This is a genomic window from Arhodomonas sp. AD133 (assembly GCF_051195215.1).
Lineage (GTDB): Bacteria > Pseudomonadota > Gammaproteobacteria > Nitrococcales > Nitrococcaceae > Arhodomonas.
In genome coordinates, this window is record NZ_JBNAZM010000005.1 from 77,257 (window position 1) to 93,404 (window position 16,148).

General features: G+C 68.0%; 16 protein-coding genes. All 16 read left to right on the forward strand.

All coding sequences use genetic code 11. The annotated features are described in order from the left end of the window. Nucleotides 1-155 precede the first annotated feature (155 nt). A complete protein-coding gene (locus ACPEES_RS04825; RefSeq protein ID WP_435101601.1) occupies nucleotides 156-1,301 on the forward strand; it encodes a hypothetical protein in 1,146 nt (381 codons plus the stop codon). Nucleotides 1,302-1,476: 175 nt separating this feature from the next. After that, nucleotides 1,477-2,007 (forward strand): GNAT family N-acetyltransferase, encoded by a 531-nt coding sequence (locus ACPEES_RS04830; RefSeq protein ID WP_435101603.1) that lies wholly within the window; start codon nucleotides 1,477-1,479, stop codon nucleotides 2,005-2,007. Then, on the forward strand, nucleotides 2,004-2,531 hold the full coding sequence (locus tag ACPEES_RS04835; RefSeq protein WP_435101605.1) for a shikimate kinase: 528 nt from the start codon (nucleotides 2,004-2,006) through the stop codon (nucleotides 2,529-2,531). The genes ACPEES_RS04830 and ACPEES_RS04835 overlap by 4 nt, the downstream gene beginning before the upstream one ends. A gap of 194 nt (nucleotides 2,532-2,725) precedes the next feature. Beyond that, the gene (locus ACPEES_RS04840; protein ID WP_435101607.1) at nucleotides 2,726-3,184 is read left to right on the forward strand and encodes a PaaI family thioesterase; all 459 of its coding nucleotides are present in this window, start codon (nucleotides 2,726-2,728) and stop codon (nucleotides 3,182-3,184) included. Further along, entirely contained in the window at nucleotides 3,181-3,828 is a 648-nt protein-coding gene (locus tag ACPEES_RS04845) for a glutathione S-transferase family protein (RefSeq protein WP_435101609.1), read from the forward strand. The genes ACPEES_RS04840 and ACPEES_RS04845 overlap by 4 nt, the downstream gene beginning before the upstream one ends. Further along, nucleotides 3,828-4,616: an alpha/beta fold hydrolase gene (locus ACPEES_RS04850; protein ID WP_435101611.1), complete on the forward strand. Its 789-nt coding sequence runs from the start codon at nucleotides 3,828-3,830 to the stop codon at nucleotides 4,614-4,616. Before ACPEES_RS04845 ends, ACPEES_RS04850 begins: the two co-directional genes overlap by 1 nt. 87 nt (nucleotides 4,617-4,703) lie before the next feature. Then, entirely contained in the window at nucleotides 4,704-6,731 is a 2,028-nt protein-coding gene (gene metG, locus ACPEES_RS04855) for a methionine--tRNA ligase (RefSeq protein WP_435101613.1), read from the forward strand. Nucleotides 6,732-6,841: 110 nt separating this feature from the next. Then, on the forward strand, nucleotides 6,842-7,429 hold the full coding sequence (rsxA, locus tag ACPEES_RS04860) for an electron transport complex subunit RsxA (RefSeq protein ID WP_435101615.1): 588 nt from the start codon (nucleotides 6,842-6,844) through the stop codon (nucleotides 7,427-7,429). A 4-nt stretch (nucleotides 7,430-7,433) separates the two neighbouring features. Next, nucleotides 7,434-7,991 (forward strand): electron transport complex subunit RsxB, encoded by a 558-nt coding sequence (gene rsxB / locus ACPEES_RS04865; protein WP_435101617.1) that lies wholly within the window; start codon nucleotides 7,434-7,436, stop codon nucleotides 7,989-7,991. Beyond that, nucleotides 7,988-9,565, forward strand: a complete 1,578-nt coding sequence (gene rsxC / locus ACPEES_RS04870; RefSeq protein WP_435101619.1) for an electron transport complex subunit RsxC — start codon at nucleotides 7,988-7,990, stop codon at nucleotides 9,563-9,565. Before rsxB ends, rsxC begins: the two co-directional genes overlap by 4 nt. Next, nucleotides 9,565-10,602, forward strand: a complete 1,038-nt coding sequence (rsxD, locus tag ACPEES_RS04875) for an electron transport complex subunit RsxD (protein WP_435101621.1) — start codon at nucleotides 9,565-9,567, stop codon at nucleotides 10,600-10,602. The genes rsxC and rsxD overlap by 1 nt, the downstream gene beginning before the upstream one ends. After that, the gene (rsxG, locus tag ACPEES_RS04880) at nucleotides 10,599-11,264 is read left to right on the forward strand and encodes an electron transport complex subunit RsxG (RefSeq protein ID WP_435101623.1); all 666 of its coding nucleotides are present in this window, start codon (nucleotides 10,599-10,601) and stop codon (nucleotides 11,262-11,264) included. The genes rsxD and rsxG overlap by 4 nt, the downstream gene beginning before the upstream one ends. Further along, the gene (locus ACPEES_RS04885) at nucleotides 11,261-11,956 is read left to right on the forward strand and encodes an electron transport complex subunit E (RefSeq protein WP_435101625.1); all 696 of its coding nucleotides are present in this window, start codon (nucleotides 11,261-11,263) and stop codon (nucleotides 11,954-11,956) included. The genes rsxG and ACPEES_RS04885 overlap by 4 nt, the downstream gene beginning before the upstream one ends. Next, nucleotides 11,953-12,597: an endonuclease III gene (gene nth, locus ACPEES_RS04890; RefSeq protein ID WP_435101627.1), complete on the forward strand. Its 645-nt coding sequence runs from the start codon at nucleotides 11,953-11,955 to the stop codon at nucleotides 12,595-12,597. The genes ACPEES_RS04885 and nth overlap by 4 nt, the downstream gene beginning before the upstream one ends. A 176-nt stretch (nucleotides 12,598-12,773) precedes the next feature. Next, on the forward strand, nucleotides 12,774-13,220 hold the full coding sequence (locus ACPEES_RS04895) for a DUF1841 family protein (protein WP_435101629.1): 447 nt from the start codon (nucleotides 12,774-12,776) through the stop codon (nucleotides 13,218-13,220). Between the two features lie 406 nt (nucleotides 13,221-13,626). Next, nucleotides 13,627-16,125, forward strand: coding sequence for a VWA domain-containing protein (locus tag ACPEES_RS04900; RefSeq protein ID WP_435101631.1), 2,499 nt, complete (start codon nucleotides 13,627-13,629; stop codon nucleotides 16,123-16,125). The last annotated feature ends 23 nt before the right edge of the window (nucleotides 16,126-16,148 follow it).

Consider the following 16,148-nt stretch of genomic DNA (forward strand, 5'->3'; position numbering starts at 1 on the left):
TCGATCAATTCTACGGGCCGGGCCCGCAACCGCGAAACCACCCCCCCCCCCCGGCGCAGGAGAGCAGTAAGCCTGCTGTAAGGCACCTGCTCCTAGGCTCCCGGGCGACCGACACCCCGTCGGCAGACGACGAACAACTCCACGGAGGAGACACAATGTTGAGCATGAATACCCCTCGCTGGTTTCTCGCGCTGCTGCTGGCCGCAAGCGTAGGCTTGGCCGGCTGCGGAGGCGGCGGCGACGACGACTCGGACAGCGACGGCGACACTGATACCCCCGGTCAGCCCGACGACGGCGGCGACACCGGCGACGGCGGTTCGGGCGACGATGGCGGCGACTCCGGAGGCTCCGGGCTGACGTCTTCGACGGTGGATGACGTCGCGCGGCTGGTCATCAGCACGGGCCTGTCTGCGCGCGGCAGCGTCAGCGCCGCGAACCAGTCGACACAAGCGGGCGGCGCTGGCACGAGCGGCCTGCAGACGAACACGCTGACCCGCGAGGCGGCGGTGCCGGACATGAGCATCGATTGCACGCAATCGGGCACCCTCACCTTCCAGTTCAGTGACGGCTATTTCGACGGCAACACGATCGCGAAGGGCGCCGAGTTCGCGCTCTCCTACGATGACTGTGTGTTCAACACGTCGCCGGATGAACGCATGAACGGCGCGATGACGTTGACTTTCCTCGAAGCCTTCGACATCGACTCCACACCGGACGAGCGCACCCAACACGTGCGCGCTGACTACGACGCGCTCACCAGAACCCGTGTAAGCGACGGGCGCGAGGAATCGTGGGTCGACGGCGCGCTGCGGCTGGATGCGTTCGTCGACATCGGCAGCGACAGCGGCGCGCTGCTACCATGGCCGGCCACCGCAGGCGTGCCCGCTGGTGCGGACACCACACGCGGTGACATCACCGACGTGGAAGACACGCCCCTGCACTCCCGCACGCGCCTGTCCGACGGTTCGATCGCCGAAAGCCGCCTGATCGACGCCGCCTACACGGTGCAGGTGAGCACCACCAACACCGGAGCAGACGCGGTGCTCTATACCGGGGAATACACCGTCGAGACGATCCAGCCGGACGTGGGCATCCTGGATGTCGAGGTCATCACCCCCATGGTGTGGACGATTGCGGCCGACGGCGACATCACCGGGGTACAGGGAGAGCTGCGTATCACCGGGCCCAACGGGCGTGTCGCGACGATACGCACGCTGACCGGCGCCGACGACGACACCGCCGAGCTCCAGTTCGACGGCACCACCCAACGCATTCTCTGGGAGGAATTCGACCAGCTCTGAACCCCGCCGCGACGGTGGCCGCTGGTCCATCGCCGAAAAGCGGGATAAGCTTCTCCAGACGAATGGCGCCCCGCCCACTGGCCACAGTGGCGGGGCGCCGTTACGTTACCCCACGGCCATGACCCGATATGGCCCGGCACGCACAACCCGCACCGCAAGACTGCAACCAGAAACCATGGAACATACCCTGACGAGTCATGCCCGCGGCCTTACCCTGCGATTCGCGCAGCCGCAGGACGTCACCACCATCCTCGGATTCATCCGCGAGCTCGCCGACTACGAGCACCTCGCCCACGAAGTGGTCGCCGATGAATCCAGCCTCACCGAGACGCTGTTCGGCGAGCGCCGCTACGCGGAAGTCGTGCTGGCCGAACAGGACGACGACCCTGCCGGGTTCGCCCTGTTCTTTCACAATTACAGCACCTTTCTCGCCCGCCCCGGCATCTACCTGGAGGATCTCTACGTGCGCCCGACACACCGTGGCTGCGGCATCGGCGAGGCGCTGCTCACCACGCTGGCACGCATAGCGTGTGATCGCGGGTGCGGCCGGCTGGAATGGTCCGTGCTCGACTGGAACGAGCCCGCCATCGGCTTCTATGAACGTCTCGGCGCCCGGCCCCAGGATGACTGGACCGTCTACCGCGTCACCGGCGAAGCGCTCGACGCCCTCGCCGCACGCTTCCCCGCCTCGGAGGACCCGGCATGAAGGGCGGGCGCAGCAACGTCGTTCTCATCGGCATGCCCGGCGCCGGCAAGAGCACGGTGGGCGTACTGCTCGCCAAGCAGCTCGGCAAGGGGTTCGTGGACACCGACGTGGTCATCCAGAGCGTGGAGGGCCGCACGCTGCAGGACATCGTCGACGGCGAAGGCCACCTGGCGCTGCGCGCCATCGAGGAGCGCGCGCTCTGTGAGCTCGACGTCCACGACCACGTGATCGCCACCGGCGGCAGCGCGGCTTACAGCGACGCAGCCATGGCAGCCCTGCGCCGCAACGGCGTAATCGTCTACCTCGACGTCCCCTGGTCGGAGATCGAGGCGCGGGTCACCAACCTGGGCAGCCGCGGCATCGCACGGGCCGAGGGACAGACCCTGCGCGACGTCTACGACGAACGAACCCCGCTGTACGAGCACCATGCCGACATCATCGTCGACTGCACCGGCCTCACCCAGGCCCAAGCCGTCGAACGCGTCGCCGCGGCGTTGGAGCAACCAGCGGCAAGTGGGAAGTAGCAAGCGGCAAGTGGCCAATGCCGTGCTACAAGCACAAGGCATACAGCGCCGTCCCCGAAACCCGAAACCCGAAACCCGAAACCTAGGACTTTGAACTTTGAACTTTGAACTTTGAACTCAGCCTCTTGCCCTGCCGCAACGTCACACGGCTATGCTGAACGCCCCTGGCATAGGTCTTGGGAGCGAGCTCTGGAGTGGACACACAGCGCGTCAATGAAGCGGAGATCGCGCGTATCTTCGGCAGCGCACCGTTCGTCCGCCACCTGGGGCTGGAACCGGTGAACGTCGAGCCCGGCCTGTGCGAGAGCCGCATCCTCCTCGATGACCACCACCGGCAGCAGGACGGATTCGTCCACGCCGGCGTCCAGGCCAGCATGGCAGACCACACCGCCGGCGCCGCCGCAGCCACGCTCATCGGTGACGACCGTCTGGTGCTCACCGCAGAGTTCAAGGTCAACCTCTTGCGTGCCGCCGCCGGCCGTTATCTGCGCTGCCGTGCCGCGGTGCTCAAGCCCGGATCGGCGTTGACGGTGGTGGAGTCCGAGGTCTTCAGCGGCGATGATGAAGGTCATGAACGCCTGGTGGCCAAGGCTACCGTTACCCTCGCGGTCATCGACAAGGCGCGGTACGCGTCACCGGAGGCAACCGTATGATTCGCGTCTACGGATACCCGCAAAGCCGCAGCGGCCGTGTCGTCTGGGCGCTGGAGGAAGCGAACGCCGAGTACGAGTACGAGCCGGTGGACCTAATGGCCGGCGAGGGCCGTTCGCGGCAGTACCTGGGCGTGAACCCGGGCGGCAAGGTGCCCGCGGTGGTCGCCGACGGCCAGCTCATCACCGAATCCGGCGCCCTCGTGCTGTGGGTGGCGGACCGCTTCCCGGAAGCCGGCCTGGCACCGGAGCCGCGCACTGCCGCGCGCACGCAGCTCCACCGCTGGCTGTTCTTCCTCATCACGGAGCTGGAACAGCCGCTGTGGACCATGGCCAAGCATCGCTTCATCCTGCCGGAGCGTTACCGGGTGCGCGATGTCCTGGATGCGGCGCGCTATGAGTTCGCCATCGCGGCGGACGTGCTCGCCGCCGCGCTCGGCGACCGGCAGTACCTGGTCGAGGACCGTTTCAGCGTCGCCGACATCGTTGCCGCCCACACCCTGGCCTGGGCCCGGGCTGCCAAAGCGCCCATGGATCGCGACGAATTGAGCGCCTACGCCGACCGCCTGCTCGAACGCCCGGCTCGGGCCCGGGCCCACGAGCGCGAGGAATCGGAGCTCGAGGCCCGGCGCCGGGACGAGCAGTGATGCGCGGCACCAGCCCCGAGCTCTTCCACGTCCAGGTCAACCACCGGCGACTCCGCTGCGCGGCCTGGCGCCGCGATGGCGCATGGCGGCGGGACCGTCCGGTGCTGGTCTTTCTCCACGAAGGGCTCGGCTGCATCGAGATGTGGCGGGATTTTCCCGCACGCCTCGCTGCATCGCTCGATCTGGACGCCTTCGCCTGGGACCGCCTCGGATACGGCGGCTCGGACCCGCTGGAGCGTTCGCGCACGCCCGCCTACCTCCATGAAGAGGCACACGAGTGGATGCCGGCGGTACTCGAGGCCGCGGGCATCGAGGATGCCGTACTGGTCGGCCACAGTGACGGCGGCAGCATCGCCCTGCTCTACGCCGCCCGCCATCGGGTGAGCGCCTGTATCACCATGGCCGCCCACGCATTCGTCGAAGCACATACACTGGCGGGCATCGCCGAGGCACGCCGACGCTTCGCGAACACCGACCTCCGCCAGCGGCTCGCCCGGCGCCATGGCGGGAAAACCGACACGGTGTTCCACGCGTGGGTCGATACCTGGCAGTCTCCGGAGTTCCGCGACTGGAACATCGAGGCGGATCTCGCGGGTGTACGCGCTCCCACTCTGGTGCTACAGGGCGAGGACGACGAGTACGGAACCCCCGACCAGGTCCACCGGATCGCGGCAGCGTGCGGCGGCCCCACAATGACGCATTTGCTGCCGGATTGCGCCCACGTCCCCCACCGTGAAGCGCCGGAAGCCACCATCGCGGCGATCGCCGAGTTCCTCAGCGCTCACTGACCGGCAGCCCGGCCACTTGCTTTCGCCAGTTCGACCAGGGTTCTGGCATAATCGTGCGTTCCTCTCGGCTTCCGGCAAACAGGCGATATGACGCGAAAGATCCTGGTCACCAGCGCCCTGCCCTACGCCAATGGCCCGATTCACCTGGGCCACCTGGTGGAGTACATCCAGACCGACATCTGGGCGCGCTTTCAGAAGCTGCAGGGCAACGAGTGCTACTACGTCTGCGCCGATGACGCCCACGGCACGCCGATCATGCTCAAGGCGCGCGAGCAGGGCATTACGCCGGAGGCACTCATCGAGCGCATGGGCCACGAGCACCAGCGCGACTTCGCCGGCTTCCACGTCGCCTTCGACAATTACTACTCCACCCACAGCGAGGAGAACCGCACGTTCTCGTCTCTGATCTACGAGCGGTTGCGCGACGCGGGCTACATCGAGCGCCAGACCATCACCCAGGCGTTCGACCCGAAAATGGAGATGTTCCTGCCGGACCGCTACATCAAGGGCACCTGCCCGCGTTGCGGGGCCGAGGATCAGTACGGCGACAACTGCGAGGTCTGCGGCGCGAGCTACTCCCCCGACGAGCTCAAGGACCCGGTGTCGGTGATCTCCGGCGAGCGCCCGGTGGAGCGCGAGTCCGAGCACTTCTTCTTCCGGCTGCAGGATTTCGAGGGCATGCTCCGCGACTGGGCCGGCTCCGGGCGGCTGCAGGAGGAGATGGCCAACAAGCTCCAGGAGTGGTTCGAGGAAGGCCTGCGCGCCTGGGACATCTCCCGGGACGAGCCCTACTTCGGCTTCGAGATTCCCGACGCCCCGGGCAAGTACTTCTATGTGTGGCTCGATGCCCCCATCGGCTACATGGCCAGCTTCAAGAACCTCTGCGATCGCGAGGGCGTCGACTTCGACAGCTTCTGGCGCGAGGATTCCGATGCGGAGGTCTACCACTTCATCGGCAAGGACATCGTCTATTTCCACGCGCTGTTCTGGCCGGCGATGCTCCACGGCGCAGGCTTCCGCACGCCCACCCGCGTCAATGCCCACGGGTTTCTCACGGTGGACGGGCAGAAGATGTCCAAGTCCCGCGGGACGTTCATCATGGCGGAGACCTATCTGCGCCACCTCAACCCGGAATACCTGCGCTATTATTTTGCCGCGAAGTTGAGTGCCGGCGTCCACGATCTCGATCTCAACCTGGAGGACTTCACCCAGCGGGTGAACTCGGACCTGGTGGGCAAGCTCGTCAACATCGCCAGCCGCTGCGCGGGCTTCATCACCAAGCGTTTCGACGGCCAGCTCGCCGATCGGCTGGACACGCCCGAGCTCTTCCGCCAGTTCACCCAGGCCGGCGAGCAGATCGCCGAGCTCTACGAGCGCCGCGAGTTCAGCCGCGCCGTACGTGAGATCATGGCGCTGGCCGACGAGGCCAACCAGTACATCGACGAGCAGAAACCCTGGGTGATCGCCAAGGAAGAAGGCCAGGAGCAGCGCCTGCAGGCCATCTGCACACAGGGGCTGAACCTCTTCCGGGTCCTCATGATCTACCTGAAGCCGGTGCTCCCGGCCATGGGCAAACAGGCCGAGGCCTTCCTCGGCCTTACGCCGCAGCAGTGGGGCGACGCGCGCAAACCGCTGCTCGGGCACACGATCAACAAGTTCAAGCCGTTGATGACCCGTGTCGAGCCCGACAGGATCGAGGCGATGATCGAGGAGTCGAAACACACCCTGGCACCGCGCAACGGCCAGGCTTCGGCGCCGGGCGGACCGCTCGCCGACGACCCCATCGCCGAGGAGATCGAGTTCGCCGACTTCGCCAGGGTGGATCTGCGCATCGCCGAGATCGTCGCCGCCGAGCACGTGGAAGGCGCCGACAAGCTGCTGCAACTCACCCTCGACCTCGGTGGCGAGCAGCGCAATGTTTTCGCCGGCATCAAATCCGCGTACGCCCCCGAGGACCTGCGCGGCAAGCTCACCGTCATGGTCGCCAACCTCAAGCCGCGCAAGATGCGCTTCGGCACCTCCGAGGGCATGGTCCTCGCCGCCGGGCCGGGTGGCGAGGATCTGTGGATACTGGAACCGGACTCCGGAGCGAAGCCGGGGATGCGGGTGAAATAGCGTTCAAAGCAGCAAGTTCAAAGTGGAAAGCGCGCCGTGCCGCACCGCCGGTGACACGGGCGGCACTTTGAACGTTGATCTTTCAACTTGAGCACTCTGCTATCGCAGGTATGACCGAACTCGCCCTGATCCTGGTCAGCACCGTGCTGGTCAACAACTTCGTGCTGGTGAAGTTTCTGGGCCTGTGCCCGTTCATGGGCGTCTCTCGCAGGCTCGAGAGCGCCATGGGCATGGCGCTGGCGACCACGTTCGTGCTGACCCTTTCGTCGGTGGCGAGCTATCTGGTCAACACCTACATGCTCGCGCCGCTGGGGCTGGAGTACCTCAGCATCATCGCGTTCATTCTGGTGATCGCGGCGGTGGTGCAGTTCACCGAGATGGTGGTGCACCGCACGAGCCCGGTGCTCTACCAGGTGCTCGGCATTTTCCTGCCGTTGATCACCACCAACTGCGCGGTGCTCGGCGTCGCCCTGCTCAACGTCCAGCAGGCGCACGGATTTCTGCAGTCGGCGGTCTACGGCTTCGGGGCGGCAGCCGGGTTCTCCCTGGTGCTGGTACTTTTCGCCGGCTTGCGTGAGCGGCTGGCCAACGCGGACGTGCCGGCCCCGTTCCAGGGGGGCGCCATCGCACTGATCACCGCGGGCCTCATGTCGCTCGCGTTCATGGGCTTCAGCGGGCTCGTGCCGGCGGGGAGCTGACGCAATGATCGAGGCGATCGCGGTACTCGGTGGTCTGGGAATCGTGCTCGGGGGAACCCTGGGCTTCGCCGCCGTTCGCTTCAAGACCGACGAGGACCCCCTCGTCGAGCGCATTGACGCGGTCCTCCCGCAGACGCAGTGCGGCCAGTGCGGATTTCCGGGGTGCCGCCCCTACGCCGAAGCCATCGCCCGCGACGAGGCGGACATCAACCAGTGTCCGCCCGGGGGCGAGGCAGGCGTGGAAGCGCTCGCCGAGCTGCTGGGCCGCGAGCCCAAACCCATCAACCCGGAAAACGGCGAGGCCAAGACCGAGCCCACCGTCGCCTGGATCGACGAGGACGTGTGCATCGGCTGCACCAAGTGCATCCAGGCCTGCCCGGTGGACGCCATCGTCGGCGCGCCCCAGCTCATGCACACCGTCATCCGTGGCGAGTGCACCGGCTGCGAGCTCTGCATCGAGCCGTGCCCGGTGGACTGCATCCATATGGAAACCGTGGACACGGACCTCACCACCTGGCACTGGCCCCTGCCGGACAACCGCCCCGAGGCGAGACGGGCATGAGGGCGCTGCACCGCTTCCCTGGCGGGCTGCGGCTGGACAATCACAAGGAGATTTCCACCGCCCGACCAGTCATGCCCCTGCCCCTGCCGGGAACGCTGGTACTGCCCTTGGGCCAGCACGTCGGCGCCGCGGGCAAGGCCTGTGTCGAAGCCGGGGAACGCGTTCTCGGCGGCCAGGCGCTCACCCGCTGCCTCGACTACGTCAGCGCGCCGATTCACGCGCCCACCTCGGGCACCGTGACCGCCGTCGAGGATCGCCTCGCACCGCACCCCTCCGGACTGACGACGCCATGCATCGTGCTCGAGCCCGACGGCAACGACGAGTGGGAGCCGGCCTGGCCGGCGCTACCCTGGCGCGAGGCCTCCACGCGGGCGCTCCGCCAGCGAGTGCGTGACGCCGGGATCGCGGGCCTGGGCGGCGCGGCCTTTCCCACGGCGGTGAAGCTCAACCCGACGCTGGAACGGGACATCCACACGCTGATTGTCAACGGCGCCGAATGCGAGCCCTGGATCACCTGCGACGACATGCTGCTGCGCGCCCGCGCCGGGGCGGTCGTGGAGGGAGCGCGCGTCATGGCGCACATGCTCGGCGGCGCACGCATCCTGCTCGCCGTCGAGGACGATATGCCCGAGGCGAAAGCGGCGGCTGAAAACGCCGCCGGCGACGACGTCGAAGTCGTTACCGTGCCCGCCCGGTATCCCGCCGGCGGCGAGCGCCAGCTCATCTATACGCTTACCGGTGAGGAAGTTCCCAGCGGCGATATCCCGGCGAGCCTCGGCATCGTCTGCCAGAACGTAGGTACCGCAGCGGCGGTCCACCGCGCTGTCAACGAGGGCCGGCCATTCACCCATCGCTACGTCACCGTCACCGGCGACGCGGTGACCGAGCCGCGCGTGCTGGAAGCCCCACTGGGCGCCCCCTTCACCGATCTTCTGGAAGCAGCCGGCGGCACCAGCCCGGTCCTCGATCGCCTGATCATGGGCGGGCCGATGATGGGCTTCACCGTGGAGCGTGACGACGTCCCGGTGATCAAGGCCACCAACTGCGTGCTAGCGGCCAGCGTCGAGCTCTTTCCGCCGCCGCAACCAGCGATGCCGTGCATCCGCTGCGGGGCATGCTCCGATGCCTGCCCGGTCTCGCTGCTGCCGCAGCAGCTCTACTGGCACGCACGGGCCACCGACCTGGAACAACTCGAAGCCCACGACCTCTTCGACTGCATCGAGTGCGGCATCTGCGCCTACGTCTGCCCGAGCCATATCCCACTGGTGCAGTACTTCCGCTACGCCAAGGGTGAGGCCGCCGAGGCCGAGCGGGCACGCCGCCAGGCGGAACTGTCGCGGGAGCGCTACGAGGCGCGCCAGGCACGACTCGAACGCGAGGCCGAGGAGCGCCGGCGCCGACGCGAGCGCAAGAAGGCGGCCATGCGCGAGCGCCGCGAAAGCACCCAGGCCGAAGGTGGCGAAAAGCCCGGGAACGGACAGGACGAACGCAAGGCCGCGATCGCCGCCGCGCTCGCCAAACGCCGCAAGCGCCATCGCGGCAGCCAGTCCACGGAAGGGGAGGAAGAGCGCTGATGCCGCTGCGCCAGGCCGTCTCCCCGCATCTCCGCCCACCCACCACTGTCGCCGGCACCATGCGCGCGGTGCTCTATGCCCTGGTGCCGGGCATCATCGCGCTGATCGGCTTCTTCGGCATGGGCGTCGTCTGGCAGTTGCTCCTTGGCGTCACCACCGCGGTCGCCACCGAAGCGGCGATGCTGCGGCTGCGTGGACGACCGCTCAAGCAGTTTCTCAACGACTGGAGCGCGGTGGTCACCGGCGTGCTGCTCGCCGTCGCAATCCCTCCCATCGCGCCCTGGTGGCTCATCGTCGTCGGCACGGCATTCGCGCTGGTCTTCGCCAAGCACCTCTACGGCGGGCTCGGCTACAACCCGTTCAACCCGGCAATGGTGGGCTACGTGGTCCTGCTCATCGCCTTCCCGCAGATCATGACGCACTGGGCAGCGCCCGCCGGCCTGGGAGGCAGTGCCCCGGGGCCGCTGACGAGCCTTCAGGTGATCCTCGGCAGCGGCGGGCTCGATGGCATCACCGCCGCCACCCCCCTGGACCAGGTCAAGACCGAGCTGGGCCTCGCCCGCACCCTGGCGGAGATCCGCCAGGGCGAGCTCTGGGGCGTGCTCGGCGGCCGCGGCTGGAGCTGGGTGAACCTGCTGTTTCTCGCCGGTGGCCTCGGGCTCATCGCCACACGGGTCATCGGCTGGCGTATTCCGGTGGGAGTACTCGCCGGCATCGTGATCCCGGCCGCCGTTCACTGGAGCGCCGACCCGAGCACCCATCCGGGCGCCTGGTTCCACCTGGTCAGCGGCGGCACCATGCTCGGCGCCTTCTTCATCGCCACCGACCCGGTCTCGGCGGCCACGACACCCCGCGGGCGGCTCATCTACGGCACCGGCATCGGCGCACTTACATGGCTGATCCGCACCTACGGCGGCTACCCCGACGGCATCGCCTTCGCCGTGCTCCTGATGAACATGGCGGCCCCCATGATCGACGCCTACACGCGGCCGCGGGTCTACGGTCATCGCCGTGAACGTGGAGGGGGACCGTCTTGAGCGCCGAGTGGACCCGCCACAGCCTGGTCGCCGCCGGCCTGCTCGCCGCGTTCGCCCTGGCCGGTGGCGCGATGGTGGCGTTCACGCACCGCTTCACGGCGGACGAGATCGAGGCACAGCAAAACGCAGCGGTCCGCGAGCGACTCACGAGCATCCTCCCCGCGAGCGCCTACGACAATGACATCGCCCGGGACACGACCACCGTGATCGCACCGGAGGCACTCGGCAGCGACGAGCCGCTGACCGTCTACCGGGCACGGCAGGATGGGGCCCCGGTCGCCGCAGTGCTCACCGTTATCGCTCCGAACGGCTACAACGGCGCCATCCGCCTGCTCGTGGGGGTGCGATTCGACGGCACCCTAGCCGGCGTGCGGGTGATCCGGCACCAGGAGACGCCGGGGCTCGGCGACGCCATCGAGGCGGACAAGTCCGACTGGACCGAGCAGTTCCCCGGCCGTTCCCTCGGCGATCCGCCCACCGAGGACTGGGCCGTGGCCAAGGATGGGGGGGCCTTCGACCAGATAACCGGCGCGACGATCACACCACGCGCGGTGGTGCAGGCGGTGCGCCGCGCGCTGGTATACTTCCGCGCACACCGTGACGAACTCTTCACCCGACAGGAGGCGGGCACCGGCCCCGCGGACGACGCAGTACGCTCATGAGCACGCCACGTTCCCGAGACATCGTCGCCGACGGCCTGTGGCACAACAATGCAGGCCTGGTCCAGCTGCTGGGCCTGTGCCCGCTACTGGCCGTTAGCGCCACCGTGGTCAACGCCCTCGGCCTGGGGCTCGCCACCACGCTGACACTGCTCGCCTCGAACACTACGGTATCGCTCATCCGGCGGCTCGTGCGCCCGGAGATTCGCATCCCCGTCTACGTCCTGGTGATCGCCTCGTTCGTCACCGTCATCGGCCTGGTGATGAACGCCTACTTTCACCAGCTCTACCTGATCCTGGGCATCTTCATCCCGCTGATCGTCACCAACTGCGCCATACTCGGCCGCGCCGAGGCCTTCGCCTCCCGCCACCCGGTTGGCCCGGCCGCGCTGGACGGCCTGGCCACGGGCGCCGGCTTCACCGGCGTGCTGGTGGTGCTCGGTGCCGGCCGGGAGCTCCTCGGCCAGGGCAGCCTTCTGCACAATGCCCACCTGCTGCTCGGTGACTGGGCGAAGGCCCTGCGCGTGGAGGTCATCCCGGGCTACGACGGTTTCCTGCTGGCGCTGCTGCCGCCGGGTGCGTTCATCGGCCTGGGGCTGCTGCTTGCGGCCAAGAACACCATCGACGCGCGCCTCGCACGCCGGCGCGAGGCGGCAGCGGCGGCCCCCGCCACCAACGCGGGGGCGCGCGCATGAACCGCGACACCCGCGCCGGGATCTTCCGCCGCCTTCGGGCCGAGAATCCAGAACCCACCACCGAGCTCGACTTCCGTACGCCCTTCGAGCTGCTGGTGGCGGTGACGCTTTCCGCACAGGCCACCGACCGGGGCGTGAACAAGGCGACCGCGAAGCTCTTCCCGGTGGCGAATACACCGGAAGCCATTCTGGCACTGGGCGAGGATGGCCTGCGCGAATACATCAAGACCATCGGGCTGTTCAATTCCAAGGCCAGGAACATCATCGCCGCCTGCCGCATACTCGTGGACAGGCACGGCGGCCAGGTCCCCGACAACCGCCGGGACCTGGAAGCGCTACCGGGTGTCGGCCGCAAGACGGCCAACGTCATCCTCAACACCGCCTTCGGCCAGCCGACCCTCGCGGTGGACACCCACATCTTCCGCGTGGCCAACCGCACGGGTCTCGCCAAGGGCAAGAACGTCCGCGAGGTGGAGGACAGGCTCCTGCGCTGGATCCCGAAGGAATACCTCAAGGACGCCCATCACTGGCTCATCCTTCACGGACGCTACGTCTGCACGGCCCGCAAGCCCCGCTGCGGCGCTTGCGTGATCTTCGATCTGTGCGAATTTCCGGACAAGGAGGCGTACGCGGAGGGATAGTTCAAAGACTAAAGTTCAAAGAGCAAAGAGGCGGCCCCGTGCCGATCTGATGGGCACCACCGTGATGGCCTCTTGACCGAGGCGCGACGATTCACGCCGCGGTACCATGGTCAGGAAACGCGCCCGGCTCGCCTCTTTCCTCTTTCAGCTTTGCCCTTTCAACACTGCAATTGCTTATGTTCTTCGGCCAGGACCGTAACCAGATCCGTCGCTTTTACCTCGAAGCCTGGCGCAAGGCCGAGGCGAACGAGGCGCTCGACCCCATGGAGCAGCTCGTCGCCGAGGTGGTGGCGGAGCACCCCGAGTACCACCACGTACTGCGCAGCGAGGACCGGGCGCTCGGCCGGGACTACCTGCCCGAAGAGGGCGAGACCAACCCGTTTCTCCACATGGGCCTGCACATCGCCATTCGTGAGCAGGTGATGACCGACCGCCCGGGGGGCATCGCGCGCATCCACCAGCGCCTCGCGGCCGCGCTCGGCTCACGCATGGACGCCGAGCACCGGATGATGGATTGCCTCGCCGAGGCCCTCTGGCACGCCCAACGCCAGGGCGGGATGCCCGACGAGCAGGCCTATCTCGCCTGCCTGGAAGGGCTGGAGCGAAGCCTCGCCCGCGGGTGAACCACACCCGCGTCGCAACGCCATCCCCTCGCGCGGGCAGACGCCGCGGATTGATGCCCGTGTGTTAGGTCGCTGTAAGGGCACTTCGGGTATCCTTCCTGTATCAGCAACAACAACGACTGATTCGTAGAGGATGCGGTTACTAATCTTCTCAGAGGTATTGTCATGTGTCAGAGCGCCAGAGCGGTTCGGGGGCAAGGCGCGCTCGCGCCGGCGTGGCCGGGTCACGTCAAGCGAGTGCAACGCCGCCACCGGGCCGCTCTGGCGCTCCCTTCGGGTCGGTCTGTGCGCCGATGGGGCTGCGTTGCTCGCCGCTTATGTAGCCCGGCTACACCGCGCGCCTCGCGCCTTGCCCCATCGGCGCACAGACCGGCTGACGCATGACAATACCTCTGAGAAGATTAGTGTGCGCAAGGGTTTGGCGCTGGCGGCAGGGCTCGTCGCCGGTTTGACCACGGCGCCGGTCATCGCCCAAGACGCGATGGTGGTGCTGGATGGCTCGGGAAGCATGTGGGGGCAAATCGACGGACGCAACAAGATCGTCATCGCCCGGGACGTTCTGGCCGATATCATCCCGGACTGGCCGGATGGCGGCGCCCTCGGGCTGACCGTTTACGGTCATCGCCGCAAGGGCGACTGCCGCGATATTGAAACCGTCATCGACGTGGGCCCGGTACAGCCGGAGACGTTCCTGGAACGGATCAACGCCATCAACCCCAAGGGCAAGACACCGCTCACCGACGCCGTGGAGCACGCCGCCGAAGCCCTGCGTTATCGCGAGGAGGCAGCGACGGTGGTGCTGGTCTCCGACGGCATCGAGACCTGTGGCCGCAATCCTTGTGAGGCCGCCGAGGCGCTGGCGCACAACGGCATCGACTTCACCACTCACGTCATCGGCTTCGACGTCACGGACAAGGCCGAGCAGGCGCAGCTTCGCTGCCTCGCCGACGCCACCGGCGGCGAGTTCTTCACCGCCGCCGACGCCTCCGAGCTGCGCAACGCCCTCGCCGAGGTCCGGGAACGGGCGGCGGCCCCGGAGCCGGCGCCCCTACCGGACGTAACCGTCTCGACACCCGAGACCGCCACCGTGGGCACCCGCTTCCAGGTGCGCTGGGAACCATCGGTGAACGAGGCGGATTACGTCACCGTGGTGCCGGCGGATGCGAAACCCGATACCGTCGGCAACCATGAACGTGCCGGCGACGAACCACAGGCCATGCTCCGTGCCCCGGGCAAGCCGGGTGGCTATGAAGTCCGCTACGTCAGCGAGGAACGCCGCAAGGTACTCGGCAAGTCGCCTGTGGAGATCGTGGACGCAACCGTCGAGCTGGACGCGCCGGAACACGTCGCCGTGGGCACCCGGTTCGACGTGAAATTCGACACCACGGTGGCGCCGCAGGACTTCCTCACCATCGTGCCCGCCGAGGCCGATGACAGCGAGATCGACGATCATCAGCGTGCGCGTCAGGGCAGCCCGGCCGAGCTGGTGGCTCCGGGAGAGGCGGGCGAGTACGAGGTCCGCTACGTGCTTGCCGAGGGCCGCCGTACGCTCGCCCGGGTGCCGGTGACCGTCGGCGACGCGACGGTGACCGTGCAGGCACCGGACACCGCCGCCGCGGGGAGCGCCATCGAGGTGAGCTGGTCGCGCACCGTCAGTGGCCGCGACATCCTCACCGTCGTCCCGGACAGTGCCGACGACAACGAGATCGGCAACCATACCCGGGCGCGCCGGGAAAGCCCGGTCACTCTGCGAGTGCCCGGTGAGCCGGGCGACTATGAAGTGCGCTACGTCCTCGACGAAGGCCGGCGGGTGCTCGGCCGCACACCCATCGAGGTAACAGGCTCCCAGGTGACGATCGAAGCACCGGAGGAAACGGCGGCCGGTAGCGACATCGAGGTCAGCTGGCAAGGCACGGTACACGACAGCGACCTCATCACCGTCGTCCCCGCCGACGCCCCCGACGACGAGGTCGGCAACCACCGACGCGCCCGCCGCGGCAGCCCGGCCTCCCTGCGCGTGCCTGGCGAGCCCGGCGACTACGAAGTCCGCTACGTCCTCGACGAGGGCCGGCGCACCCTCGCCCGCACGCCGATACGCGCCACCGAGCCCGAGGTCAGCGTCAGCGCCCCGGCCGAGACCGTCGCCGGCAGCACCATCGAGGTCACCTGGCAGGGCACGGTACACGACAGCGACTTCATCACCGTCGTCCCCGCCGGCGCCCCCGGCGACGAGGTCGGCAACCACCGACGTGCCCGCCGCGGTAGCCCGGCCTCCCTGCGCGTGCCCGGCGAGCCCGGCGACTACGAAGTCCGCTACGTCCTCGACGAGAGCCGCCGCACCCTCACCGGCACACCGATTCGTGCCACCGAACCCGAGGTCAGCGTCAGCGCCCCGGCCGAGACCGTCGCCGGCAGCACCATCGAGGTCACCTGGCAGGGCACGGTACACGACAGCGACTTCATCACCGTCGTCCCCGCCGACGCCCCCGGCGACGAGGTCGGCAACCACCGACGCACCCGCCGCGGCAGCCCGGCCTCCCTGCGCGTGCCCGGCGAGCCCGGCGACTACGAAGTCCGCTACGTCCTCGACGAGGGCCGCCGCACCCTCGCCCGCGTGCCAGTGACCGCCACGGCACCGCAGGTACGGCTCACCGCACCGGAGCGCGCGACCGCTGGTGACCCCGTGGAGATCGCATGGGAAAACACCGTGCACCGTTCCGACTACATCACCATCGTGCCCGCCGCGGCGAGCGCCGATGAGGTGAAACGCCACCGGCGTGCCGGTGAAGGCAGCCCGATCACCCTCGACGCACCGCAGGCACCCGGCGACTACGAGGTCCGATACGTGCTCGATGCCGACCGCACGCCGGTGGCGACGGCGCCATTGACCGTTACCGAGCCATGAGCAATGGGCGGGCGGCTAAAGCC